We start from the raw sequence: 25,404 nt of genomic DNA on the forward strand, positions 1-25,404 counted from the left end.
TTTTAATACGAAACCCAACCTAGCGGATCAACCGGATCGGTTCCTTTCCAAACTTGAAAATCTAATGTGATGGATTCATCAAAGTCGCTCCCAATCTCTCCAATTGGTGTTCCCGCTGAGACTTGCTGACCTGCTTTTACCAATGTGCTGGCCAAGTTGGAGTATACTGTGAAATAACTGCCGTGTTTAACTACAACTGTTCTGGTACCGTTGATTGCCTGGATGCTGGAAACGACACCCGGGAAAACACATCTCGCTTTTGTTCCTGGGGAAACAGCAATTTTAATTCCGATATTATCCTCAACAATGTTTTTGAAAACAGGGTGTGGTTGTCTGCCAAAACGGTGTGTCACACTTCCTCTTTCCACTGGAAAACTGATTCTTCCTTTGTTATCCGCAAAATTACTACCTACAGTAGAGCCAACATCATAACTCTTCATTATTTTCTTTTCAGCAGCTTCTTTAGCATCTTCATTTTTCTTGTTGACCGCTTCTTCGTTGGCCTTGGCTGCAGCTAACTTATCATTGGCCGCTTTTGCCCGTTCTGCAGCTTCCCTGGATGCTCTTTCCGCAGCTTCCTTTCTCTCTGCAGCTTTATTAGATTCAGCTAATTTTCTTTCTTCTTCAGCACGTCTGGCTGCTAAGTCGGCTGCTTTTTTAGCTTCTGCTTCCGCTCTTTTTCTTTCTGCCTCAGCAGCTGCCAGCTTGGCTCTGTTTTCCGCTTCGATTCTTTCTTTTTCCTTTTTAGCCGCAATTTCTGCTAATCTTTTTCTTTCGGCTTCTGCTTTTTTCTCAGCTTCTTCTTTGGCTTTTGCGATTCTGATTTCTTCAGCAATAATATTTGCAATTTGTCTTTGAAGATCTTTTTGCTGTACTTGTTTTTGTCTGATTTCTGCCGTCAACTGCGCTTCGTTCTTTTTAAACTCATTCAAGAGATCCTGCTTTTGTTTTCTCTCGACTTCGATGACCGTTAATTCTTTTTTCTGAGAAAGAAGAAGGTTGTCTTTTTCATTAACAAACTTCTTTTTAAGCGCAATATTTTTCTGGATTTCTTTAGCTTTATTAGAAATTTCCGCGGCTTTTTTATCCTGATATTCCGAGTATCTTTTCAGGTATTCGATTCTTTTAAGAGCCTCGCCAAGATTTTTTGATGAAAGGATGAAAGTAACTTTGTTTTGTACACCTTTGGTCTTATAAGCTTTTACAAGAATCTCTGCGTAGTTTTTGCGAAGAACTTTGAGCTCTCGATTATTTTTATTGATTTCTAATTGACGCTTATAGATGTCATCTTCAATAAATCTTTTTTCTTTTTGTGTATTGTTATAGACTTTTTCTCTTAATGCCAATTTTTGATTAACAGCATTGAGGTAAGAAATAGAAAGCCGAGATTCCTTTTTAGTTTGATTCAATGTTGCATTGAGGTTGGAAATCTGTTTTTTGAGATCAGCATTCTGTTTTTGCAGTTGTTCTTTATCTTTCTGCGCGAAAATGCTTCCGAATACTAAAATACTTATAAAAAAACTTAATTTCTTAATCATTTAATTTCTGTCTTTGTATAATTGGCAGGAACGGAATAAGTAGTTTCCATTCGGGAAAAATCAAATTTCGTATTTTCAATTAATATTTCGTCCGTTTTCTTGGCTTTTATAATTATTTTAACACTTTTCGGAAAGCTTTCATTATTGAGAATTTCCCTGTTAGAATAGGTAATTTCAAGTTGATCATTGTTCTGAGGATTCGTCAACAGAACATGATTCAGATTCAGGTCTTTATCATAATCTAGCGAGACATTATATTCGGTTGTCTTACCGTTTTCAGTAATTTTCTGACTCTGTTTTGATGAGAGATTAAAACCCTGATCATTCTGGGTCAATTGATATTGATTGTCCGACACAGGAAGGAATGTTTTTCCTAAAAGCAAATTCTGTAAAGCATTATAATCGATAAAATTAACATTCAGAAGTTTGTTGAGATAACCAAAATCGGAATCGATATAAGTCTTATCCAATTTATAATAACCTTTGATGCCTTCTGGTGTTGCAACACCTCGGGCTGCCTGTAAAATAACAGCGACCAGGTTCATCCAGATTTTTTGTCCATTTTCCACGTAGATTACTGCGTCCAAAGTTGGAATGAAAGAACCTGTTTTTGCATCGATTTTACTATTGATTTTAACAGCGTCAAAAGTTGACTTTTTTCCTATGGTTGAGAAAAATTGAGCGTTATTTTCAATTGGTTTTGTTGTACTGACGGGTAATTCTGTAGCGGTTTTTTTTTGCACGTTACATGAGGTGACCAGCAGGGCCGAAAATATAATTAGAATGGAGGATTTCATAAACTTTTTTCGAGTGAATCTAACAATATTAACGCCAAATAAGAATTAATATTTCTAAAAACTAAGTTAAATAAAATAACAAACTTTGCCAGTTGTCTGACAAAGTCTGTAATATAATTGGTGAGAAATTAATCTTTTGAAAGGAAATCCAGAACCGAGTAATCGCCCAAAGAAATTTCTCTGGAAACGCCAAAATACTTTGCAGAATTACCAATCATCGAGTTGCTTAGGTTACCGTGATCGATAATTGTACTACCTTGGATCAAGGAGTTTTCTATATTAGAATTGTGAATTTTTGTGTTGTTTCCTAAAGATACATACGGCCCGATTTTAGAATTCGTGATTTTCACATTCTCGCCGATATAACAAGGCGGAATAATCAAACTGTTTTCTATTACGGCAGATTCTGGGTAATGAGCCATCTCTTCTTTTTCATATTCCAGAATTTTGCTATTGGTTTGGATCGTCACATTTTTGTTACCGCAATCCATCCAGTCATCCACTTTGCCAAGAGAGAATTTGGCACCTTTTGATCTCAGATTTTCCAAAGCCGTAGTTAATTGGTATTCTCCACCTTCCATAATGTTGTTATCCATGATATGGTCAATTTCTGCCATCAATTTCTCAGCTGAATTGAAATAATAAATACCAATAATTGCCAAATCGGAAACGAACTCTTTTGGTTTTTCTACAAAATCTGTAATGAATCCATAATCATCCAATTTCACAACGCCGAAAGCGGATGGATCATCTACTTTCTTTACCCAGATCACACCGTCAGCATTGGTGTCCAAATGGAAATCTGCACGGAAAAGTGTATCAGCAAATGCAATAATCACAGGTCCGCTCATACTTTCTCTGGCGCAATTAATCGCATGAGCTGTTCCAAGCGGTTCGTTTTGTGTGTAGATGCTTCCTTTCGCGCCAAGATTTTCAGCAACTTTGATCAAAGAAGCTTCTACTTCCGGGCCAAAATCCCCAATGATGAAAGCGATCTCTTCGATTGGTTCATTAGCTACTTTTGCGATGTCTTCTACCAGTCTTTGTACGATCGGTTTTCCTGCAATCGGGATCAATGGTTTTGGTACTGTCAGTGTATGTGGTCTAAGTCTGGATCCACGTCCAGCCATTGGAACTATTATTTTCATAAATTATTTTTAAATAGTTGACTATTAGATTTTTAATAGTAAGTTTGAGTTATTATTTTGCTCCTAACTTATTAAGGATTTTAGCAGGAATTAATTTTTCCTTTCTTAACAAGAAGGTTGCCAAAATTAGAAATATAACATTTCCTAACCAAATGTTTTCTTTTAAATATTGGTAATATGCCAGGGACACTACCATTGTGATCAGAATGACAATGATATTTTTATAAATATTGTAAGGAATCGGGTATTTATAATGCCCCCAAATGTATGAGATGACCATCATTGCAAAGTAACTCGCAATAGTTGCCCAGGTCGAAGCCCAGTAACCATATTTTGGAATGAAATAAAAATTAATAAGGATTGTTATCAAAACGCCAATTCCAGAAATGTATGCACCGATAATGGTTTTATCCGTCAATTTATACCAAATCGAAAGGTTAAGATAAATCCCTAAAAATAAGCTGGCAAAAAACAGAATAGGAAGGATTGAAATTCCCTCGTAATATTCCGGATTATTGATGTAAACTTTCGCAATCCAATCCAGATTTACAGATAGGAACAAAACAATCAGACAGTTAATTGCGATGAAAATATCCATTAATCTGACATAAGTTTGATTGGCATTTTTACTTTTTGAATTACTAAAGAAAAATGGTTCAATACCCAAAGAATAAGCTTGTCTGAAAAGAATCACAAACGTAACAACCTTTGCAACACCACCATAAACACCTAATTCGTGACGACCGATTTCTTCTGGTAAAAGAAATTTAAGAAATTGTCTGTCAAAGGTTTCATTAATAATTCCTGCTAAACCTGCAATGGTAATCGGCCAAGAATATTTGATCATTTTTTTCCAAAGTTCCCAAGAGAAATGCTTTATTCTTGCTATTAATAATTCTTGCGACAACATCAAAAATGTAATTGAGCTCGCAACAAGATTGGCTACAAAAACATAACCGATTCCAAATTCTGAACTATATTTTAAACCAAAAATTCCACTGGGATATTTTGGAAGAATAATGATAAAAAATACAACTAAAAGGAAATTGATAATTCCGTTTGTGATTCTAATTCCTGCATATTTCAAAGGTCTTTCATTTTTTCTCAGCATTACAAAAGGCATTGCACAAAAAGCGTCCAAAGCCAAAGTCACTGTTAAGATTGCTAATAAATCGACTTGGTCTGGCGTTTTGAAAGCATTTGCTAATGGCTGTCTGTAAAATAATGTGAAAATCAGATAAACTAAAGTCACTGCCAAAACACTGAAAAATGAAGTCGAAATCAGTTTTCTGTCATCTTTTTCGTCCAAAGCAAAACGAAAGAAAGTGGTTTCCATTCCGTGGGTCAAAAGGACAGCAATAACACCTGCTACCGAATAGAAGTCGGCAAAAGGGGAATAAGCGGTCGGTCCAAAAGTTCTCGTAATAATAGGATTGATAACGAATGGGAAGAGTCTGATAATCACAGTCGTTAATCCATAAAGAGCGGTTTGTCCGAGAAGTTTCTTCATTTTGATTTCAGTTCGAAAATTTTTGCAAAATTAATTGATTCTGTCAAAATTCAATTTTATTTCTTCGGTTTGTTGGTCATATAGAAAGTCAGTTTTCCACCATTCAAAATATCCTGATGTCTGATTGTGAAATCTTTGATAGCTTTTCCATTCAGTTCAATTTTTTCAATGTAAACATTTTTATCAGACTGATTTTTAGCTTCAATTTCGAATGATTTTCCGTTTTCAAGATTCAAAGTTGCATTCTTCACACTTGGACTTCCAATTTGATATTCATCAGAACCCGGCGAAACAGGATAGAATCCTAAACTGCTGAAAATATACCACGCACTCATTTGTCCGCAATCGTCATTTCCACCTAATCCATCGGGCTTTGCTTTGTATTGCATTTTCAGAATTTTGCGGATCTGAGACTGCGTTTTCCAAGGTTGTCCGGCAACATTATAGAGATAAGCCACGTGATGCGCGGGTTCGTTGCCGTGAACATAACCACCGATAATTCCTTCTCGTGTAATGTCTTCAGTATCGGCAAAAAACTCGTCGGGTAGATGCATTGAAAATAATTCATCCAGATTTTCCCCAAATTTCTTTTTTCCGCCCATCGCTTTCATCAGTTCCTCAGGATTATGTGGAACGAAGAAACTGTAATTCCACGAATTACCTTCGATAAAGCCTTGTCCGTGTGTGCTCAGCAAATCAAATTCTTTTTTGAAACTTCCGTCTGATAATCTCGGTCTCATAAAACCAATTGATTTATCGAAGACATTTTTCCAGTTTTCGGAACGTTTCAGATATTCATTATATATATCGTTTTTGCCTAATTTCTTAGCGATTTGTGCGATGGCCCAATCGTCGTAAGCGTATTCTAAAGTGTTGGAAACCGATGTTCTGTTTTTCTCTGCAGAGATATAACCTTTGTCAACATATTCGCCGATGCCTTCGTAATTTCTCTTGTTGGAAGTGGCAATGCAAGCCTTCAAAGCTTCTTCTGAATTTCCTGTAAATGTATTTTTAATAATCGCATCAGCAATCAAAGAAACCGAATGATAACCACTCATACACCAGTTTTCGTTGGCGTAATGCGACCAAACAGGCAACATTTTCAGACTGAATTGGTCATAATGCGCCAACATCGATTTTATCATATCATTGTTCCGTTTTGGCTGAATGATATTGAAAAATGGATGCAAAGCACGATACGTGTCCCAAAGTGAAAACGTGGTGTAATTCGTAAAATCTTTTGCCTGATGAACATTTTGGTCGAGACCTTTATACTCGCCGTTAATATCCATATAAGTTGTCGGATTGATGAACGTATGATACATCGCAGTGTAAAAATTCACTTTGTCATCGTCATTTAAAGTATTGACAACAATTTTATTTAATTCCTTATTCCAATCATTTTGAGCCCGATCTTTTACGTTATCAAAGTTCCAATCCGGAGTTTCTTTCTGTAAATTTTCCAAAGCATTCGCCTGACTCACAGGTGAAATTGCAAATTTGATTTGAACTTTTTCATTTTCTTGAGTATCGAAATCAAAATGCATTCTGATTTTCTTTCCGGCAATTTCAGGGAAATTATCATCCTGATTCCACTTTCTCCAAAAACCTCTGTAAGCTTGTTTGGTATCAAAATTTTTCTGACCGTAAGATTTGAAAGGCTTCGAAAATTCCATTGCAAAATAAACCGTTCTGGTTCTCGCCCAACCGTTGGTTTGTCTGTAACCCGTGATTCTGTGGTCGTTTTCAATCCTCACATAAGTCCAGACATTTTTGTCATCGTAATTGTAAATGCCTGCCATCAAATCCAAAATAATATGCGCATCATCAGATTTTGGAAACGTGTATTGATGAAATCCAACTCTTGTAGTTGCTGTTAATTCCGCTAAAATATTAGAATCATCAAGTTTCACTTTATAATAGCCGGCTTCTGCTTTTTCATTCTGATGAGAAAATCTGGAGCGGAATCCATTTTCGGGATGTTGAGCAGTCCCCGGATTCAACTTTAATTTTCCAATCGTTGGCATTATCAGAAAATCGCCCAAATCGGAATGTCCGGTTCCACTGAAATGCGTATGCGAAAATCCGACAATCGTTTTGTCTTCATAGCGATAACCGGCGCAATATTTATAAACATCAGGATTGTATTTTCCTTTGACTTCATAAGATAAAGTATCGGTTTCCGGACTCAATTGAACCGCTCCAAAAGGAACAGTTGCACCGGGGAACGTATGTCCCATTTTCTCGGTTCCGATAATTGGATTGACGAATTTGACTAAGTTTTCTAATTTCTGAGAACTGAATAAAGAAGCGAATAAAACGGGCAGAATTAAAATGAATTTTCTTGGAGACATTCTTTGGAATTTTGAAGCAATTTAGTTAAAACCACAAAAGGCACAAAAGTTTTATTCAATTTAAATATTCTGAAAAATAAGCTCGATTTTCATTTGAATTAACAATTAGATTTTCTTTTGTGACTTTTGTGGTTTATAAATTCAAAAACTTAATTTTGCTTTAATCTAAAAAAGTGAAATGAAGATCCTAATAAAAAACGCCCAAATCGTCAACGAAGGAAGAATTATCCCAAGTGATATTCTGATTGAAAATGATTTGATTTCTAAAATAGAATCCAATATTTCTGAAAATGCAGACCAGATTATCGATGCTTCGGGAAAATATCTTTTACCAGGAGTGATTGATGACCAGGTACATTTTCGTGAACCGGGGTTAACACACAAAGGCGATATTGAAAGCGAATCCAGAGCTGCAATTGCTGGCGGAACTACAAGTTTTATTGAGCAGCCAAACACGGTTCCAAATGCTGTAACTCAGGAATTGTTGACAGATAAATATGAAATCGCTTCTCAAAAATCTTTCGCCAATTACGGTTTTATGATGGGTGGCACAAATGATAACCTCGAAGAAGTTTTAAAAACGAATCCGAGAAACGTTCCGGGAATCAAATTGTTTTTAGGTTCGTCAACAGGAAATATGCTGGTTGATAATCCGGAAACTCTGGAAAATATTTTCAGTAATACCAAAATGCTGATTGCCGTTCATTGTGAAGATGAGGCAACCATCAGAGCCAATACTCAAAAATATCTGGATGAATACGGTGAAGATATTCCGGTGAAATTTCATCATTTGATCAGAAGTGAAGAGGCTTGTTATAAATCTTCCTCAAAAGCGATTGAACTGGCAAAGAAAACCGGCGCAAGACTTCACGTTTTCCATTTGTCAACAGCGATTGAAACGGAGCTTTTCAGAAATGATATTCCTTTAAAAGATAAAAAAATAACGGCGGAAGTTTGTGTTCATCACTTGACTTTCACCAACGAAGATTACGAAACAAAAGGCGGGTTAATCAAGTGGAATCCTGCGGTTAAAACTCAAAAAGACAAGGACGGACTTTGGGAAGCGTTGTTGGATGACAGAATCGATGTGATTGCAACCGACCACGCGCCGCACATCTGGGAAGAAAAACAGAATGTTTACACCAAGTGTCCTTCCGGAGCGCCTCTGGTTCAGCATTCTTTGGTGGTGATGTTGGAAAATTACAAAAACGGAAAGATTTCTTTGGAAAGAATCGTTGAAAAAATGGCTCACAATCCTGCAATTTTATTCAGAATCGAAAAAAGAGGTTTCATCAGAGAAGGTTACAAAGCGGATTTGGTTTTGGTTGATTTGAATCAAAACTGGACAGTCGAAAAAGAAAATATCCTTTATAAATGCGGTTGGAGCCCGCTGGAAGGAACTGAATTTCATTCTAAAGTTACCCACACTTTCGTCAATGGAAATCTGGTTTACGAGAATGGAAAAATCAATGAAGAAAAATTCGGAGAGCGTTTGCTTTTTGAAGTGGAAGAATAAATTAAAGACTGCAAATTTTGCAGTCTTTTGTTTTGCCTCTCGCGGATTAAGCAAATTTCGCAGATGTTGAAGTTGAAAAATCTGCTTTATCAGCTAGATCTGCGAGAGAAAATTTCTAACAATTAATTAAAATCAGTCAATAACAATGCTTTCAATTCCTTTGTTCAAAGCATTTTCCATAATTCCTGGAATTGCCAAACCTTCAGCGCGGAAAACACTTACATCCGAAACTCCATAGAATCCAAAAACATTTTTAATATACGGAACATTGGAATCAAACACTTGGAAAGGACCTTCGGAATAAATATTTCCTGAGGTAAAAGCGATATATAGTTTTTTGTCATTCAACAAGCCTTTTGGTCCGTTTTCGTCATATTTAAAAGTATATCCGGCTCTCGAAGTGAAATCAAGATAAGCTCTCAGCGTTGCAGTAACGGAAAAATTGTACATTGGGGAATCGATAACAATAATATCGGCTTCTTTTAATTCAGAAATCAAATCTTCAGAATATTTGTTGATGGATTGTTGCTCTGTAGAATGGTTTTCAGCCGGCGTAAAAAAAGTGTTGATGTGAGACTCATCCAAAAGTGGAGTCGGGTTTGTCGTAAGATCACGTTCTTTTAAGACAGTATCAGAATATTTTTCCTGAATTTTTTCGATAACTGCTTTTCCTAATTTTCTGCTTGCAGACAAATCTTTTCTAGGACTTGTGATGATGTGAAGTACATTTTTCATATGTAAATGATTATTTTTAAATTTTTTAGAATTGCTTTTCAGCTAATTCATTTTTGAATGATTAAAATTTCTACAGCAAAATTATGTACATTTGCTTATTAAAAGTAAGTAGTGAACAAAAGGTTAGTAGTAACCTTTGGGTAAGTTAAAAATCATTATGGAAAATAATATTGAATTGGAAGAGCCGATGACCAAAGCCAGATGTACAGAAAGTCTGTCTTCTGTAGAAGATGCGATTTACGTCATCGGTGGAAAGTGGAAACTGAAAATCATCATTGCATTGCAGGAACACGGAAGCATTCGGTTTAACGAGCTGCAAAGAATCGTTGCCGGGATTTCTGCAAGAGTTCTGTCGAATGAACTAAAGGATCTGGAGCTGAACGGTTTCGTCAAAAGAGTCGTGCACGCCGAACAGACACCTGTCGTGGTAGAATACCTTTCCACAGATTACAGCAGAACTTTAAAACCAGTGATTATGGCACTTTCTGAGTGGGGAAGAACGCATAAAAAAAACATCAGGGAAGATGTTTTCGAAAATACTTTAGCCAAAATTTAAACTCTCGCAGATTAAGCAAATCAAGCAGATGAAAAAAATTGCGCAATCAGCTCAATCAGCGAGAGAAAAAAATATCAATTAAACGACTGCCGAAATTCTAACGGCGACAAACTCGTTTTCTTTTTAAACAACGTAGAAAATGACTGCGAATGCTCAAATCCCAGTTCATAAGCAATCTCACTTACCGATAATTCCGTTGTAGAAAGTTTCTCTTTCGCTTTGCTGATCAGCTTTTCGTGGATGTGCTGTTGTGTATTTTGTCCGGTATGGATGCGCAAAAGATCACTCAGATAATTCGGGGAAAGATTCATCGCTTCGGCAATCTGATGAACGGTCAACAAACCTTTTTCAGAAGATTGTTTATCAAAATAATTGTTCAGAAAAGTTTCAAATTTAGCCAAAAGCTGATGATTTCCACTTTTTCTGGTAATGAATTGTCTTTCATAAAACCGCTTCGAATAATTTAAAAGCAACTCGATCTGGGACAAAATAATTTCCTGCGTATGCTGGTCGATATGCTCACATTCTTTATCGATTTTATTCAGAATTTCAAGCAGGTTATTCTCTTCATCTTCAGATAAATGCAGAGCTTCATTCACGGCGTAAGAGAAAAATCCGTAAGAAGAAATTGTATTCGCCAAAGAATGTTTCAGCAGAAAATCCTCGTGAAAAATCAAAAGATAACCCGTATTTTCACAATCCATCGTCTTCAAATCAAGATATTGCACCTGATTTGGCGCCGTAAAACTCAGCACACCTTTATCATAATCGTAATGCTGCTGTCCATATCTTATTTTTCCGGTCGCATTCCGTTTCAGGGCAACACAATAATATCGGCTCACAAAGCCCTTCCACACATCATCTTCAATGAAAACACTTTCCGAAAGATTCACCACGCTCACCATCGGATGTTTCGGTTCCGGAAGCGACAACAATCTGTGAAAAGCCGAAATAGATTTTATCGTGTTCATAATTTGAAATTCTAAATATTAAAGATAGTTATTATTTGACTCCGTCGAACCACTTTGTTAGGTTTGGGCGCCTTTATCCGTCTTCCACTCCCGCTTTTTTGCTCCACTTCGTTCCGCAAAAAGAGCTCCGTTCAAGCCGGGGCGCAATCGTATTGCGTTTTAACTTTGTGTTTTAATTTAAAGATTTTTTAAATTACTAATCTTAGATTTTCAACATTAAGAATTAAAGATTTTTAAGAATTATTCTTAACAGACTTAATCAAGAATTAATTTATTAATTCTTAACTCATTTAACTGTAAGATATTCTTAAATTCTTAATGTTGAAAAAAAGTAATAAACAAAGTTTATTCAAGTTAAGATTATTAAGTAAACTTTAAAATCAGCAAAATTGGCTAAATCAGCGAGAATTTTTAAAAATTTAATAATCCAAAAGTCCCATTCCAAACTCATCATAAGTTGCTCCAGTATCCGTTCCCAAAGGCACAATACTTTCCAGCTTTTCAATGTCAGATTCGCTCAGTTGGATAGTTGCCGCTTCAATATTCTGCTCAAGATATTTTCTGCGTTTCGTTCCCGGAATCGGAACAATCCCTTTACTGATAATCCAGGCCAAAGCCAGTTGGGAAGACGTAATTCCTTTATCCTTCGCCATATTTTCAATGGCTTCTACCAATTCGATGTTCTTGTGGAATTGTTCCCCCTGAAAACGCGGAATTCCTCTTCGGAAATCATTTTCCGGCAAATCGTCAATCGTTTTGATATTTCCGGACAAAAATCCTCTTCCCAACGGAGAATATGCCACAAAACCAATTTCCAGTTCGTTCAGCGTTTTAATCACGCCTTTTTCTTCCACCGTTCTTTCAAACAGAGAATATTCACTTTGAACTGCCGAAATCGGATGCACAGCGTGCGCTCTTTTCACCGTTTCAGAACCAACCTCCGACAAACCGATATAACCGATTTTTCCTTCTTTCACCAAATCGCTCATTGCTCCAACCGTTTCTTCAATCGGAACATTTTTATCGAGACGATGCATATAATAAAGGTCGATGTAATCGGTTTTCAGATTTTTTAAAGAACGTTCAACAGATTTTTTCACATAATCTTTACTTCCATTGATTTTCCAGGTCACCTGTTCGTTATCATCAATTTCCCAACCGAATTTTGTCGCAATAATATATTGTGCACGATGGCCTTCAATCGCTTTTGCAATCAACTGCTCATTTTTAAAAGGACCGTACAAATCGGCAGTGTCGAGAAAGTTTCCGCCTAATTCCAAAGAACGGTGAATGGTTGCAATCGCTTCTGTTTCATCCGTTTTGCCATACATATCGGCATCGCCAAAACCAGTCATTCCCATACATCCCAAACCGATATTCGGAATGATTAATCCCTGATTTCCTAATTTTACTTTTTTCATTTTGTCTTGATTTTTAATAAAACAAAGTTGATGAGAAATCTAAAATCGGATGTATGCAAATCGACGGATGTTGTATGAGAATTACTGATGTCAATTAAACGACTTCCGGAATTCCAAAGGAGAAATATCTGTTTTAGCTTTAAACAATTTACTGAAAGATTGCGAATGTTCAAACCCCAATTCATAAGCAATTTCACTTACAGAAAGTTCTGTTGTAGACAGTTTTTCCTTAGCTTTTTGAATCAGCTTTTCGTGGATGTGTTGTTGCGTGGTTTGTCCCGTTAAAGATTTCAGTAAGCTTCCTAAATAATTAGTAGAAATATTCAGAGACTCTGCAATGTAATTCGCAGTTGGCAAACCTTTATTGATGACTTCATTTTTGAAATAATCTTCCAGAATATGTTCCAATTTATCCAAAATCTGATGATTGCTCTTTTTTCTGGTAATGAATTGTCTTTGATAAAATCTTTCACAGTAATTCAGAATAACCTCGATTTGAGAAATGATGATATTTTGCGTAAAAGCATCAATTCCAGATTGATATTCGCGTTCGATGCCTTTGAAAAGTCCAATCAACGTTTCTTCTTCTTTTTCAGAAAGAAACAACGCTTCATTAACATCATAACCGAAGAATTTATAATTGTGAATGGTCTTTGCCAAAGGTGTATTCCAGATAAAATCGGGATGAAAAGCCAAAAGAAAGCCGGACGGTTTTGTGTCGTATTTGTCAATAATCATCCTCACCAGTTGTCTTGGTGCAATAAAGCACATCAGACCACCGTCAAAATCATATTGACTCTGTCCGTAATGCAATTTTCCCTGGATATCACGCTTGAAACCCATAAAATACAATTCCTGAACCCAGCTGATTTCCGATTCCTCGATTTGATATTCCACCTGGCTGTAATCCACCAGACTAATCATTGGGTGTTGAGGTTGAGACAATCCGCAAATCCTGTGAAATTCGGCAACGGTGTCAATCGTATATAATTTTCTGTTACTCATAATCTAATAAGATTAAAGGCAACAATCCGAAAACTGTTGCCTTACAAAGTTAGTAATCTGTTGAAATACTTAATGTTTTGAAATCAGAAATTTCATTTTGAAGTGTGCTTAACTTGTTGTTCGCCATTTGAAAAGCATCGGAACCTAAAACCAAATGAACAGGTGGATTTTCCATTGCTGCCAATTCTATCAATGCCACAGCTGCTTTTTCCGGGTCACCAGGCTGATTGCCGTTGATGTCCTGCTCGTGCGTTTTTTGAATTTTTCTGGCCGTTGCATAAGCATCAATTTCATTTTCAGGTGTGCGAAGAGAACTGCCGGTTAAAAAGTCAGTTCTGAAATAACCGGGATAAACAACGGTTGCATTCACTCCAAATTCTTTCGCTTCCGCAGCCAAAGCTTCCGTGAAACCGACAACGGCAAACTTGGTAGCGCAATAGATTCCCCAACCTGGAAAATCTCCTGAAAGTCCGCCAATTGATGCAATGTTGATAACGAGACCATTTTTCTGTGCTCTGAGGTATGGCATTGATTTTCTGATGACATTAAGAGAGCCGAAGACATTGGTGTCAAAATTCTGACGGCTTTCTTTATCGGTTAATTCTTCTAGAGTTCCCAATTGTCCGTAACCCGCATTATTCACGATAACATCCAATTTTCCGAATTTCTCAACTGTTTTAGAAATCGCTTCTGAAACAGAATTTTCATTAATCAAATTCACTTCCAACGGAAGAAAAGTTGAATTTTCTACGCTGATGACTTTCTGTAATTCTGAAACGTTTCTGGATGTTGCAGCTACGGAATTGCCTTCTGCCAATAATTTTTTTACTAAGGTTAAACCTAAACCTTTTGAGGCACCTGTCACGAACCATACTTTTTTTGTACTCATTTTTGATTGTTTTTAATGGGTTAATTATTACAATGCAAAGTTGAAAAAGAGTGAAATCTTCTGTGTGACCAAATCAAAGATTGTTGTAGCCAAAACTACGATGATAGATTTTGGGGTCTTTTTTTACCCTGAGCGAAGTCGAAGGACTCCCGCTTTTGTCACTCTGAGGTTCTCGAAGAGTCCGTTCAAGCCGGGGCGCAATTGTATAACGTTCATATTTTGCGCATAACTTTTGTTAATTCTCAAAACAAAATAAAAATCTAAATTTACCACAGGCACAAATCCTTAAATTTTAATTATGAAATCGCGACGATTAGCAAGCAAAAACGCCAATGAAGAGACAGCGATTGCATATGACTTTTAAAAACAATAAACATCTAAATATGAATCTATATACACAGCCAATGTTGCGCGAAGATGCGCTAAAAGATAAAGTTGCAATTGTTACGGGTGGCGGAAGCGGTCTTGGAAAAGCAATGACCAAATATTTTCTGGAACTCGGAGCGAAAGTCGTTATCACTTCAAGAAACTTGGAAAAACTGCAGGGGACAGCAAAAGAACTGGAAGAACAAACTGGTGGAAAAGTGCTTTGTGTGGCTTGCGATGTCAGAAATTGGGAAGAAGTGGAAGCGATGAAAGAAGCGGCTTTAAAAGAATTCGGGAGAATCGATATTCTTTTAAACAACGCTGCCGGGAATTTCATTTCGCCAACCGAAAGATTAACACATTCGGCTTTTGATTCAATTTTAGATATAGTTTTGAAAGGAACCAAGAACTGTACATTGTCTGTCGGAAAATATTGGATTGATAACAAAATTCCTGGAACCGTTCTTAACATCGTAACAACTTATGCCTGGACAGGCTCAGCTTATGTTGTTCCGTCGGCTTGTGCAAAAGCAGGTGTTCTGGCAATGACCAGAAGTCTGGCGGTAGAGTGGGCAAAATATGGCATCCGTTTTAATGCCATTGCGCCGGGACCATTTCCAACGAAAGGTGCCTGGGACAGGTTGTTGCCTGGTGATTTGCAGGAGAAATTTGATATGAGAAAGAAAGTGCCGTTGAGAAGAGTTGGCGAACATCAGGAGCTAGCCAACCTTGCGGCATATCTCGTTTCTGATTATTCTGCTTATATGAATGGGGAAGTTGTCACAATCGATGGTGGAGAATGGCTTCAGGGTGCTGGTGAGTTCAATATGTTGGAGGATATTCCTCAGGAAATGTGGGATGCTTTGGAAGCAATGATAAAAGCCAAGAAATCGAATTAATTTAAAAATAAACCTTATTCAATCTCAAGTTTGTAACAAATTTGAGATTTTTTTTACTTATTTTGATAATGTTATAAATCTTTCCACTAATGAAATTCAAACTCCCTAATTTGATTTCTGCTATAGCAATATTTGCTTTTGTCGGCAATTCTTACGCTCAGGAATCTCCAAAGTATGACTATACAGAAGCTTTCAAGCCATTTTTCTATCCTCAAACCGGAACCGAAACCCGTTCGGCAAGCGGACAACCGGGACACAAATACTGGCAAAACTCCGCCGATTATCAACTGAATGTCAGTCTTAACGAAGCTAACAATGAATTGACAGGTTCAGCCGAAATTACTTATACCAATAACAGCCCGGACCAATTAGGCTTTCTTTGGCTACAACTGGACCAAAATCTTTTTGCTAAAGATTCCAGAGGGAATGCTGTAGTGCCTTTGTCTGGAAGTAGAAATGGTGCACACGGCGAAACATTTGACGGCGGCTACAAAATTAAATCGGTAAAATACGATGGAAAAGATGTTAAATATACCATCACCGACACCAGAATGCAGATTGACCTTCCAAACGATTTGAAAGCAAACGGCGGTGTTGCAAAATTAAAAATCGAATATTCTTTTATTTCTCCAAAATACGGATCTGACAGAATGGGAGTGGAAGATACCAAGAACGGGAAGATCTTCACATTGGCGCAATGGTATCCGAGAATGTGCGTGTACGACGATGTGATGGGTTGGAACACTTTGCCATATCTAGGTGCTTCAGAATTCTATTTGGAATACGGAACTTTGTCTGCTAATATCACTGTTCCGGCTAATCATTACGTTGTAGCTTCGGGAGAATTACTGAATGAAAAAGAAGTTTATTCCAAAGAAGAAATCAACCGTTGGAACGAAGCCAGAAAGAGCGATAAAACGGTGATGATTCACCCGGAATCAGAATTAAGAAAAGGAAGTAATTCAGGAACAAAAACCTGGAAATTCAAAATAGAAAAAGCGAGGGATTTTGCGTGGGCTTCATCATCGGCATTCATTATCGATGCGGCGAGAATCAATCTGCCGAGTGGGAAGAAATCGTTGGCCATCTCGGCTTATCCTGTAGAAAGCGCAGGCGACAAAGCTTGGGGGCGCTCAACCGAATATACAAAAGCTGCTATAGAGCATTACTCCGGAAAATGGTTTGAATATCCATATCCAGCTGCCACCAACGTTGCAGGAAATGAAGGCGGAATGGAATATCCGGGGATCGTTTTCTGTCACAGAGCATCAAAAGGTGCTGACCTTTGGGGTGTTACAGACCACGAATTTGGACACACCTGGTTTCCTATGATTGTCGGCTCCAATGAAAGAGTGTTTGCCTGGATGGATGAAGGTTTCAATACATTTATCAATGAACTTTCGACGGAAGCTTTCAACAAAGGCGAATATTATCATAAGCAGGATATAAGCAAAATTGGACCGTTTGTTCAGAGTGATAACTTTGAACAGATTATGGTTGGTCCCGATAATATGAAGGAAAGAAGTATTGGTGTTTTGGCTTACTTCAAACCAGGTGTTGGATTGGGAATCTTGAGAGAAACTATTTTGGGTCCTGAGAAGTTTGATAAAGCATTCAAAACATATGTTCATAGATGGGCGTTCAAACATCCTACACCTTGGGATTTCTTCCACACGATGGAAAATGTTTCTGGCGAGGAGCTGAATTGGTTCTGGCGAGGCTGGTTTATGAACAAATGGAAAGTAGATCAGGCGGTGAAAAATGTGAAACCTGTCAATGGCGATTTCAAAAACGGCGCACAGATCACCGTTGAAAATATTGGACAATTGCCAATGCCGACAACAGTTCTTATAACTTTCAAAGATGGAACGAGCCAGACGGTTAAATTACCGGTTGAGGTTTGGAAACGCAATACGGAATGGACTTTCCAAATCGATTCTACAAAAGAAGTAACGAATGTAAAATTGGATCCGCAATCCATTGTTCCGGATATCAATCCTAAGAATAATGCTTGGCCGAATTAGACTTGTAGATTCAAGATAAAAGAATCAAGACATAAAAAACGCTCCAAAATCGGAGCGTTTTTTATTGATATAAGATAAAAGTCTATCATCTATCCGTTTATTCTCTCAAAATAATCTACTATAAAGCCACCATCTCAGTGACTTCCACATCATAACCGGAAAGGATCGGTTTAATATTAGGATTCTGGGTGATTACTTTAAATTTATTAATGCCAAGGTCTTTCAAAATCTGAGTTCCGATGCCATAATCCCGGAAATTTGGTGCAATCGTCGGCTGTTCGCTGGTGCCATCCTGGAAATTAAGAAAATGTTTGATTCTGCTTAATGTATTTTCTTTGTTAGAAACATTGTTGATAAAAACCACAGCACCTTTTCCTTCTGCGTTGATGAGGTCTGTCACCTTCTGCATCAATGGATGCTCGCCGTTAGACAATCTGCTGAACACATCGAAGTAGGTTCCCGAAGACTGCACCCTCACAAGAACCGCTTCATCTGCAGACCAGGTTCCTTTTGTTAAGGCATAATGGATCTGCTCAGTTGGTTTCTCTTCAAATACGTAAAATTTGAAATCGCCAAAATGGGTTTTGATATCACGCTCTTCGATTCTCTCAACAAGGTCACCTTGTCTCAATCGGTAATGGATCAGATCTTCAATAGAAACCACTTTCAGATTATGTTTTTTACCAAACTCCAGAAGCTGTGGCAATCTGGACATAGTTCCGTCTTCATTCAGGATTTCGCAAATGACACCGCCTTCCTTCAGTCCGGCTAGTCTTGTCAGGTCAATAGCGGCCTCCGTGTGGCCAGCTCTTTTTAGAACACCGCCTTCTCTGGCACGGAGTGGGAAGATGTGTCCCGGTCTCATCAGGTCACCGGGTTTTGTGTCCGGGTCCATAATGGCTTGGATCGTTTTTGCACGGTCACTTGCCGAGATTCCCGTTGTTGCACCTTTTCCAAGAAGATCTACGGAAATGGTAAAAGCTGTTTCCTTTGGATCGGTAGAGTTGGCTACCATCGAGTGAAGCTCCAGTTCATCACAACGTTTTTCGGTTAACGGCATACAAATCAAACCTCTTGCATAAGTTGCCATAAAATTAACAATCTCAGTCGTTGTCAGTTCGGCAGCAGCCAGAAGGTCGCCTTCGTTTTCACGGTCTTCATCATCTACAACGATGACCATTTTCCCGTTTTTCAGATCCTCTAGCGCTTCTTCAATCGTATTAAGTTGGAATTTATCCATTATTTCAAAAAATTTTTGCAAAGATACTTATTTAGAACCTAAATAAACATTGTAATAATCAATTAAAAATATGCGAAAAATGTATTTTCAGAAGCCGGGAACCTGCTGTCCACTCATACTCCTCGCTCTGGCGCTCCACTGCGTTCCGCACCATCGCTGTGGGGTAACCGTTACCATCAGGGCTATAACACAATTAAGTGATTATTATTTGGCTAAGTCATCAAATCCAAATTTTTCCAAGAAAGTTGAAGATAAAATTTGAAATTTGAAAAAAAACACTAAATTTGCAAACCAAACAAAATGGTGCTTTGGCCGAGTGGCTAGGCAGTGGTCTGCAACACCATCTACAGCGGTTCGAATCCGCTAGGCACCTCCAAACCCTAATTCATTTTTTTAGAATGTCTTAGGGTTTTTTATTGCCTTATTTTTCATAGGTAAAATTTCATACTTTTTTAAAAAACATAAGCTCACTTCCAAAAATGGTAAAAAAACTGAATATTATTCTGAATAGATAATTATGATTTTTTACGATATTCATAATTATAATATTGTTATTGTGTTTTATTTTGGTATTATTATTGTAAAAATTACGTAAATCACTAAAATAAGTTATTATGAAAAAGTTTTTTACATTTGTTGGACTTGTGTCCTCAGTGGCATTTTTTAATGCGCAGATTGTTATCAATGAAATTTATACAGCAGGCGGTCTTCTTAATGCCCTATTTCGTACAGATTTTATTGAATTGAAAAATATTGGACCTTCTACGGCTTCTCTTAACGGAGCAACTATTCAATATGGTGACGCTTTTAGTCAGTTTACACAATATCATAATCTTCCCAACATTACTTTAGCACCTGGTCAGACCTATTTGATTCAGCAAGGTTCTGAAGGAACTGCAGGTGAAGGTCTTCTTGGTGTAAATCTGATTGTAGATGTGGTTCTTAATTTAGATGGTTCCGGTCCTGTAGCGGGTGTTGGTCTTCAATTGGGATTAGCTTCTGGAAAAGTGGCTTTGGCAACCAATAATGTCCGTGTAACTGGACCGACAGCGTCTAATGTTATTGACTTTGTAGGATATGGTCTGGCAAATCAATTTGAAGGTGCTGGGGCTGCGCCGTCACCATTGCTTCTATTTTCTATCTCAAGAAATGCAAATGGAGATGACACCAATAATAACAACATAGATTTTTCTGTTTCGGTTCCAACGCCTCAGGGTAGTGGTCAGACTTTAGCAGTTGGCGATGTTAATGGTTCTAAATCAGCATTCATTAGAAATACATTGGTAAAGAATAACGAAGTTTATTTCAGTTCCGATGTTCAGGATGTTCAGTTCTTTACAATGTCCGGACAGCTTGTGAAAAAGGCTAATGTTAAAGCTGGTGCAAAAGTGAATGTCGCAGATTTGCCAAAAGGTAACTATATTGTCACAGGAACTGTGAATAATAATAAAGTTACTGAACGAGTTTTGAAAGAATAATTTAATTTCCAATTAAAAAGAGAGAGCTGTCATTTGATAGCTCTTTTTATTTATAATTTGAATCTGATTATGTCTTTTTTAAAATAAAAAAAGTAGGAAGACCAACGAAGCATCCCCCTACTTATGTTTTTAGATGCAAGTATTTTGCCAAACAACGTTCAAGTCAATAGAAGTTAATTTACTTCTTTGTTAATAATGTCTGATTGTTGTTCATCTTCATTTTTCCATTTTTAAATCTTTCACTAGCGGTTTGATAATAGGAAATAGTCTCAGAAACCAGTTGTAGATTTTTGGATTTAATTTCCTTCAAAGATTTGTCCGAATCTTTTACTGTAAATTGTTTTACCTTTTTTCGATCATCAATCTGAATGAAAATATTGCCTTTCAACATTCCCAGAGTTCTGTAATTTCCGATGAAAGCGCGTTCGTCACCAACTTTTGTCTGATTAATGTCTTTTCCGTACAAACTTGTCGTATAATTCCAACCGAGATAACCAAATAAAGTCGGCATCAAATCAATCTGAGAAGTCAGACGATTGATTTTTTCTGCTTTCTGAGGAAGATTGTAAATAACCGCAGGAATATGGTGTTTGTCGATATTGATTTCCCACTTTCCGGCACTGCTTGCACAATGGTCGGCAACGATGACGAACACGGTGTTTTTGAACCAAGGTTTTGTTTTTGCATCAGCCAGAAATTTCCCCAGAGCATAATCGGTGTATTTCACAGCTCCATTTCTGTCACCTTGCGGAAGGTCGATTTTTCCGGCTGGGAAAGTGTAAGGTTTATGATTGGAGGTCGTCATCACAAACTGGAAAAACGGTTTGTTTAGTTTACTGCTTTTATCAGCGTATTTAATCGATTGTTTGTATAAATCTTCATCGCAAATTCCCCACGCATTTTCAAAACTTACTTCACTGTCCGGAATATTAAAACGTTGTGTTTTGATTTCGTCTGACAAAGGATTTCCACGGTTTCTATCCACAATATCAAAGCCCTGTCCTCCGAAAAAATTATTCATATTATCAAAATAACCATCACCACCGTAAATGAAATAAGGCTGATAATTTTTCTCTTTAAAAATCGTAGCCACAGAAAACAAATTCTGATTATCTGGTCTTCGAACAATACTGTTCCCCGGCGTCGGCGGAACAGATAAAGTTAAAGCTTCCATTCCTCTCACAGTTCTGGTTCCAGTTGCGTATAGATTGGTGAAGAAAATACTTTCGTTAGCCAGTTTATCATAATTTGGAGTGAGGTTATCTTTGTTTCCGAAAGCTTTCAGAAAATCTCCACTGAAGCTTTCTATCGCAATCAGAATGACGTTAGGATGTTGCTCATTTTCAGATTTTGTAGTTCTGGAAATATCGTCCCATTGGTTGGAAACATAAGTCTGATTTTCCTGCAAAAGATTTTTTTTCAGAACAGAATATGCTTCTTTATCATCGATTTTCGGGTAGAAAGTTTCGTAATCCAATTCATTGGATTTGAAAGCGGTAAAAAATGAAAATGTTCCGTTTTTTCCTAATTCGTTTAAAACTAAATTATTGCTGAAATCTGCTTGTTTGTTTTTCAATATTAAACTTAAAATTAAAGCCGGAATCAATACAGAAAAAAGTGCGAATCTTTTTGAAATAGGTCTTTTGTCTGAAAATGTACTTCTGAATATTTTTCTTTTCTGAAGGAAAACAAACGTTAAAACAATCAATGCGACTAATATGAAAATGATTAATGGCAACGGATAAGATTCGTTGATGTTCGAAATCACTTCGTAAGTATAAATCAGATAATCAACCGCAATGAAATTGAATCTCACGCCAAATTCACCCCAAAAAGGAATCTCCGCCAACAAGCTGAAATAGATGATGAGAAGCACAATCGCCAGATAAACATAGGTGAAAATCTTATCGAATCTGGAACCAATCCACCGTTTCGGAAAAACCAAAAGATAAACTGAATACAGCAGTAAAAACAATGTTCCAACCGCAAAATCATAGCAAAATCCGGTGAAAAATGCTCTTACAATGTAGAACAAATTAAAGTCTACATCTTTCGAAGACCAAAACAGAAATCCAATCCTGATAAGGGTTGAAAATAAAATATATAAACTTAAAATTGAGAATAAAACAGCAAATCTGCTGTCAAATATTTTTTGAATTTTTTTAAGAATCATTACTTTTTACGCGTTTAAAAACGTGTAAAGATGAAACTCAATTTAGAAGAAATTTAGAATTTACAGTTTTACCGAGAAAATATGATTATGATTTTCGAATCTGTAATCGATACTCCAGTTCTGAGATTTGCAGATTTCTTTTACAATAGCGAGTCCAAGTCCGCTTCCGTTATTGTCTTTCGAGAATCTGGAAAACCGTTTGAACAGCAAATCTGAGTTTAGTTTTTCTGTCCCCGAATTAGAAACTTCGAAAACAGAATTGTTTAATTTTATAGAAATCGAACCGTTAATCGGAGTATGGCGGATAGCGTTCAAAATCAAATTATTAATCAAAACTTCCGTTAATCCAATGTTTCCGTTCACTTTTATATCAGAAGAAATTTTGCTGTGAACGGAAATGTTTTTCTGATCAAAATGTTCCTGCAAAATCTCCATACTTTGATTGAGTAATTCGTCCAGATGTATTTCGGAATTATCAAACTGATTGTTTTCAATTTTTGCTAATAATAAAAGATTTTTATTGATTCTTGAACTTCTGGACAAAGCGCGGTTCATTTCTTCCGCAATATGATATTGTTTTTCTGTCAAATCTTCGTTTTGCAAAAGAATATCGAGTTTGTTTTTTAAAATCGCCAAAGGAGTCTGGAGTTCGTGGGAAGCATTTTCTGTAAACTCTTTCTGTGTTTTATACACGGAAACATTATGTTCTATCAGCTTGCTTAATGATTGATTCAGTTCATCAAATTCAGTGACATCGGTTTGCGGAAATTCAATTTTTGTCTGATTATTGAGGCTGAAAGTTTTCAGTTGATCCAAAGTCTCACGGAAAGGTTTCCAAACCGATTTTGAAAGTCTTCTGTTGAGAAATAACAATCCGCCGACAATCAGAATGAAGAGAATAACTGTGGTTGCGGATATGAAAAAAATAGTTTCCTGAGATTCTTCGATATTGGTTTCGATATTGAAACGATATGGTTTTTTGTTGAGATAAATAATCTTCGACAAACACCTGAACCTGTCAATGTCATTAAAATCAAGAAAATCGTGTGGCTTTTCTACAATGAAAATACTGTCCTTGAAATGGTCGTTTTTATCTAAATTCCGGATGTTTGTGGTGGGTTGTACATCGTTCCACAACTTTATCGTTTCGTTCAGTTTTTCATCGGATAATTTTAAACTGTTGATTTGAGAGCTGGTTTTTTCGGCTACAATTTTGTTGTGCTCATCCAATTCGTGTTTCCAGATCGCATCCACCACAAAATAATACAGCGGAATGCTGATGACCAGAATAATCAGGACATAGATGATGAAGGGTTTTGTGGTTTTGTTTAAAAGCGGCTTCACAAAGAATTATAAGTTATGAATTATAAATTATGAGTTTTTCATTTTGGTTGTGATGATGGCACTACGAATCATTTTCAATATTTCTAAAGCATCATTATTAATGTTTTCATATTCTGTGGACGATAAGAATTCGGTTTCAAATAAAAGTTCGAGCCAATAAAGAGATTCATCACATTCCTTTTGAGCAATAGCAAGCTTATGAATGAAGTCTGCTTTGCTCTCTGCGTTCTGAGCTTCCCGAATTAATGCACCAATTGCGGTTCCGCTTCTCAATAATTGCTTACTTAATACAAATTCCTTTTTATCTGTTGTAAGATATTTGTAAAGTTTTACGATTCTTATAGCAAAACTAAAACTCTTATCCTTCAAAACATTTTTCTTTTCACTCATAATTCATCATTTATAACTCATCACTAATTTGATTCCCATTTATAACCAGTTCCGTAAACCGTTTTCAGGTAAGGTTCGCAGCCTGCGTCATTCAGTTTTTTCTTTAAGTTTTTCACGTGTGCATACACAAAATCGTGATTGTCCAGCATATCTGCAAAATCTCCCGAAAGATGCTCTGCCAAGGTACTTTTGGATATGACTTTATTCTTGTTACCGATAAAATAAATCAACAGATCAAACTCTTTTTTTGTCAATGCTATAAGTTCATTATTGACTGAAACAGTCTTTGCCAAAAGGTCGATTTGTAATTCATTTTGATTGATAATATTAGAATTGTTAAACTGTTTTCTTCTGATTATGGAATAAATTCTCGCCATTAATTCCGACAAATGGAATGGTTTCGTCAAATAGTCATCCGCACCAAGTTGCAAACCTTTTATTTTGTCATCCAGAGCATTTTTTGCAGAAACGATGATAACGCCGTCCTGCTTATTTTGCTTTTTCAGCTCTTCCAGAATTTTCAACCCATTACCGTCCGGCAGCATAATGTCAAGAATAATACAATCGTATTGGAAAGTTTCTATCTTGTACATTGCTTCATAGAAAGTGAAGGCAAATTCGCACAGGTAGTTCTCCTCGGAAAGGTATTCTGCGATACTTTTTGCCAATTCGGTTTCGTCTTCAATAATCAGGATTTTCATTAGTAATTCTATTTTATAAATATCGGAATTTTTATCCAGCGAATTTATAGGTTGAATTTAGAAGAAATTTTGAAGGGATTAAAAAGGTCAAAATAAAGTAACTATTCTAAAACGCAGTGAACAATTTTTTTAAATTAAAATCGGAAGATTGGTATTCTTCATATTTTCTGTTGTAGTTTTCCGTGATCATAAATAACAGAGACTATTTTTAGTTATCATCTGCAGACTTGGATGAACTCAATGTTTCCCTTGGTATTGCTATAAAAATCGACACTTGTCTGTTGTTACAATAAAAGAAACTTTCAGTCGTTATCACTAATCCATTTGCACTGTTTCAGGATTAATTGGA

Annotated in this window: 20 protein-coding genes and 1 tRNA gene; 6 read left to right on the forward strand and 15 right to left on the reverse strand. The window is 36.7% G+C overall.

Features of this window, described 5'->3' with window-relative positions; all coding sequences use genetic code 11:
- Window positions 1-2 precede the first annotated feature (2 nt).
- From BXY58_RS11380 to BXY58_RS11400, 5 genes are all read right to left on the reverse strand, one after another.
- On the reverse strand, window positions 3-1,538 hold the full coding sequence (locus BXY58_RS11380; RefSeq protein WP_120213979.1) for a peptidoglycan DD-metalloendopeptidase family protein: 1,536 nt from the start codon (window positions 1,536-1,538) through the stop codon (window positions 3-5).
- Window positions 1,535-2,335 carry a lipoprotein insertase outer membrane protein LolB1 gene (gene lolB1, locus BXY58_RS11385; RefSeq protein WP_120213980.1) on the reverse strand — a complete coding sequence of 267 codons (801 nt, stop codon included), beginning with the start codon at window positions 2,333-2,335 and terminating at the stop codon, window positions 1,535-1,537. Before lolB1 ends, BXY58_RS11380 begins: the two co-directional genes overlap by 4 nt.
- Window positions 2,336-2,463: 128 nt before the next feature.
- Entirely contained in the window at window positions 2,464-3,483 is a 1,020-nt protein-coding gene (locus tag BXY58_RS11390) for a sugar phosphate nucleotidyltransferase (RefSeq protein ID WP_120213981.1), read from the reverse strand.
- A 52-nt stretch (window positions 3,484-3,535) separates the two neighbouring features.
- Window positions 3,536-4,993 (reverse strand): lipopolysaccharide biosynthesis protein, encoded by a 1,458-nt coding sequence (locus tag BXY58_RS11395; protein WP_120213982.1) that lies wholly within the window; start codon window positions 4,991-4,993, stop codon window positions 3,536-3,538.
- Between the two features lie 56 nt (window positions 4,994-5,049).
- Window positions 5,050-7,347: a GH92 family glycosyl hydrolase gene (locus BXY58_RS11400; protein ID WP_120213983.1), complete on the reverse strand. Its 2,298-nt coding sequence runs from the start codon at window positions 7,345-7,347 to the stop codon at window positions 5,050-5,052.
- 178 nt (window positions 7,348-7,525) lie between these two features.
- Here BXY58_RS11400 and BXY58_RS11405 point away from each other — a divergent pair, with 178 nt between their 5' ends.
- Window positions 7,526-8,863 (forward strand): dihydroorotase, encoded by a 1,338-nt coding sequence (locus BXY58_RS11405; protein ID WP_120213984.1) that lies wholly within the window; start codon window positions 7,526-7,528, stop codon window positions 8,861-8,863.
- Between the two features lie 132 nt (window positions 8,864-8,995).
- Here the strand turns inward: BXY58_RS11405 and BXY58_RS11410 are convergent, their stop codons facing one another.
- The gene (locus tag BXY58_RS11410; RefSeq protein ID WP_120213985.1) at window positions 8,996-9,598 is read right to left on the reverse strand and encodes an FMN-dependent NADH-azoreductase; all 603 of its coding nucleotides are present in this window, start codon (window positions 9,596-9,598) and stop codon (window positions 8,996-8,998) included.
- A 157-nt stretch (window positions 9,599-9,755) separates the two neighbouring features.
- Here BXY58_RS11410 and BXY58_RS11415 point away from each other — a divergent pair, with 157 nt between their 5' ends.
- On the forward strand, window positions 9,756-10,154 hold the full coding sequence (locus BXY58_RS11415) for a winged helix-turn-helix transcriptional regulator (protein WP_120213986.1): 399 nt from the start codon (window positions 9,756-9,758) through the stop codon (window positions 10,152-10,154).
- A gap of 74 nt (window positions 10,155-10,228) precedes the next feature.
- On the opposite strand, the gene BXY58_RS11420 is transcribed toward BXY58_RS11415, so the two are convergent.
- The 4 genes from BXY58_RS11420 to BXY58_RS11435 all read right to left on the reverse strand — a co-directional run bounded on the left by BXY58_RS11420 (window position 10,229) and on the right by BXY58_RS11435 (window position 14,440).
- Window positions 10,229-11,125 (reverse strand): helix-turn-helix domain-containing protein, encoded by an 897-nt coding sequence (locus BXY58_RS11420; protein ID WP_120213987.1) that lies wholly within the window; start codon window positions 11,123-11,125, stop codon window positions 10,229-10,231.
- Between the two features lie 419 nt (window positions 11,126-11,544).
- Window positions 11,545-12,546, reverse strand: coding sequence for an aldo/keto reductase (locus BXY58_RS11425; RefSeq protein ID WP_120213988.1), 1,002 nt, complete (start codon window positions 12,544-12,546; stop codon window positions 11,545-11,547).
- A 90-nt stretch (window positions 12,547-12,636) separates the two neighbouring features.
- Window positions 12,637-13,551, reverse strand: coding sequence for a helix-turn-helix domain-containing protein (locus BXY58_RS11430; protein ID WP_120213989.1), 915 nt, complete (start codon window positions 13,549-13,551; stop codon window positions 12,637-12,639).
- 49 nt (window positions 13,552-13,600) lie between these two features.
- Window positions 13,601-14,440 carry an SDR family NAD(P)-dependent oxidoreductase gene (locus BXY58_RS11435; RefSeq protein WP_120213990.1) on the reverse strand — a complete coding sequence of 280 codons (840 nt, stop codon included), beginning with the start codon at window positions 14,438-14,440 and terminating at the stop codon, window positions 13,601-13,603.
- A 383-nt stretch (window positions 14,441-14,823) separates the two neighbouring features.
- Here BXY58_RS11435 and BXY58_RS11440 point away from each other — a divergent pair, with 383 nt between their 5' ends.
- Together BXY58_RS11440 and BXY58_RS11445 are read left to right on the forward strand one after the other, a co-directional pair.
- Entirely contained in the window at window positions 14,824-15,705 is an 882-nt protein-coding gene (locus tag BXY58_RS11440; protein WP_120213991.1) for an SDR family oxidoreductase, read from the forward strand.
- An 89-nt stretch (window positions 15,706-15,794) separates the two neighbouring features.
- Window positions 15,795-17,729: a M1 family metallopeptidase gene (locus tag BXY58_RS11445; protein WP_120213992.1), complete on the forward strand. Its 1,935-nt coding sequence runs from the start codon at window positions 15,795-15,797 to the stop codon at window positions 17,727-17,729.
- A gap of 118 nt (window positions 17,730-17,847) precedes the next feature.
- Here the strand turns inward: BXY58_RS11445 and ribB are convergent, their stop codons facing one another.
- Window positions 17,848-18,969: a 3,4-dihydroxy-2-butanone-4-phosphate synthase gene (ribB, locus tag BXY58_RS11450; RefSeq protein WP_120213993.1), complete on the reverse strand. Its 1,122-nt coding sequence runs from the start codon at window positions 18,967-18,969 to the stop codon at window positions 17,848-17,850.
- Window positions 18,970-19,271: 302 nt separating this feature from the next.
- Here ribB and BXY58_RS11455 point away from each other — a divergent pair.
- Together BXY58_RS11455 and BXY58_RS11460 are read left to right on the forward strand one after the other, a co-directional pair.
- Window positions 19,272-19,345: transfer RNA gene (locus BXY58_RS11455), tRNA-Cys, on the forward strand.
- 238 nt (window positions 19,346-19,583) lie between these two features.
- Window positions 19,584-20,447, forward strand: coding sequence for a lamin tail domain-containing protein (locus BXY58_RS11460; protein ID WP_120213994.1), 864 nt, complete (start codon window positions 19,584-19,586; stop codon window positions 20,445-20,447).
- A 178-nt stretch (window positions 20,448-20,625) separates the two neighbouring features.
- Here the strand turns inward: BXY58_RS11460 and BXY58_RS11465 are convergent, their stop codons facing one another.
- The 4 genes from BXY58_RS11465 to BXY58_RS11480 are packed head-to-tail and all read right to left on the reverse strand — an operon-like array spanning window position 20,626 to window position 25,055.
- The gene (locus BXY58_RS11465) at window positions 20,626-22,620 is read right to left on the reverse strand and encodes an LTA synthase family protein (protein WP_229728437.1); all 1,995 of its coding nucleotides are present in this window, start codon (window positions 22,618-22,620) and stop codon (window positions 20,626-20,628) included.
- A gap of 60 nt (window positions 22,621-22,680) precedes the next feature.
- Window positions 22,681-23,964 carry a sensor histidine kinase gene (gene porY, locus BXY58_RS11470; protein WP_120213995.1) on the reverse strand — a complete coding sequence of 428 codons (1,284 nt, stop codon included), beginning with the start codon at window positions 23,962-23,964 and terminating at the stop codon, window positions 22,681-22,683.
- Between the two features lie 27 nt (window positions 23,965-23,991).
- Window positions 23,992-24,354, reverse strand: coding sequence for a four helix bundle protein (locus tag BXY58_RS11475; protein WP_185140474.1), 363 nt, complete (start codon window positions 24,352-24,354; stop codon window positions 23,992-23,994).
- A gap of 23 nt (window positions 24,355-24,377) precedes the next feature.
- Entirely contained in the window at window positions 24,378-25,055 is a 678-nt protein-coding gene (locus BXY58_RS11480) for a response regulator transcription factor (protein WP_120213997.1), read from the reverse strand.
- Between the last annotated feature and the right edge of the window lie 349 nt (window positions 25,056-25,404).

This window comes from Epilithonimonas arachidiradicis, assembly GCF_003610695.1.
GTDB lineage: Bacteria > Bacteroidota > Bacteroidia > Flavobacteriales > Weeksellaceae > Epilithonimonas > Epilithonimonas arachidiradicis.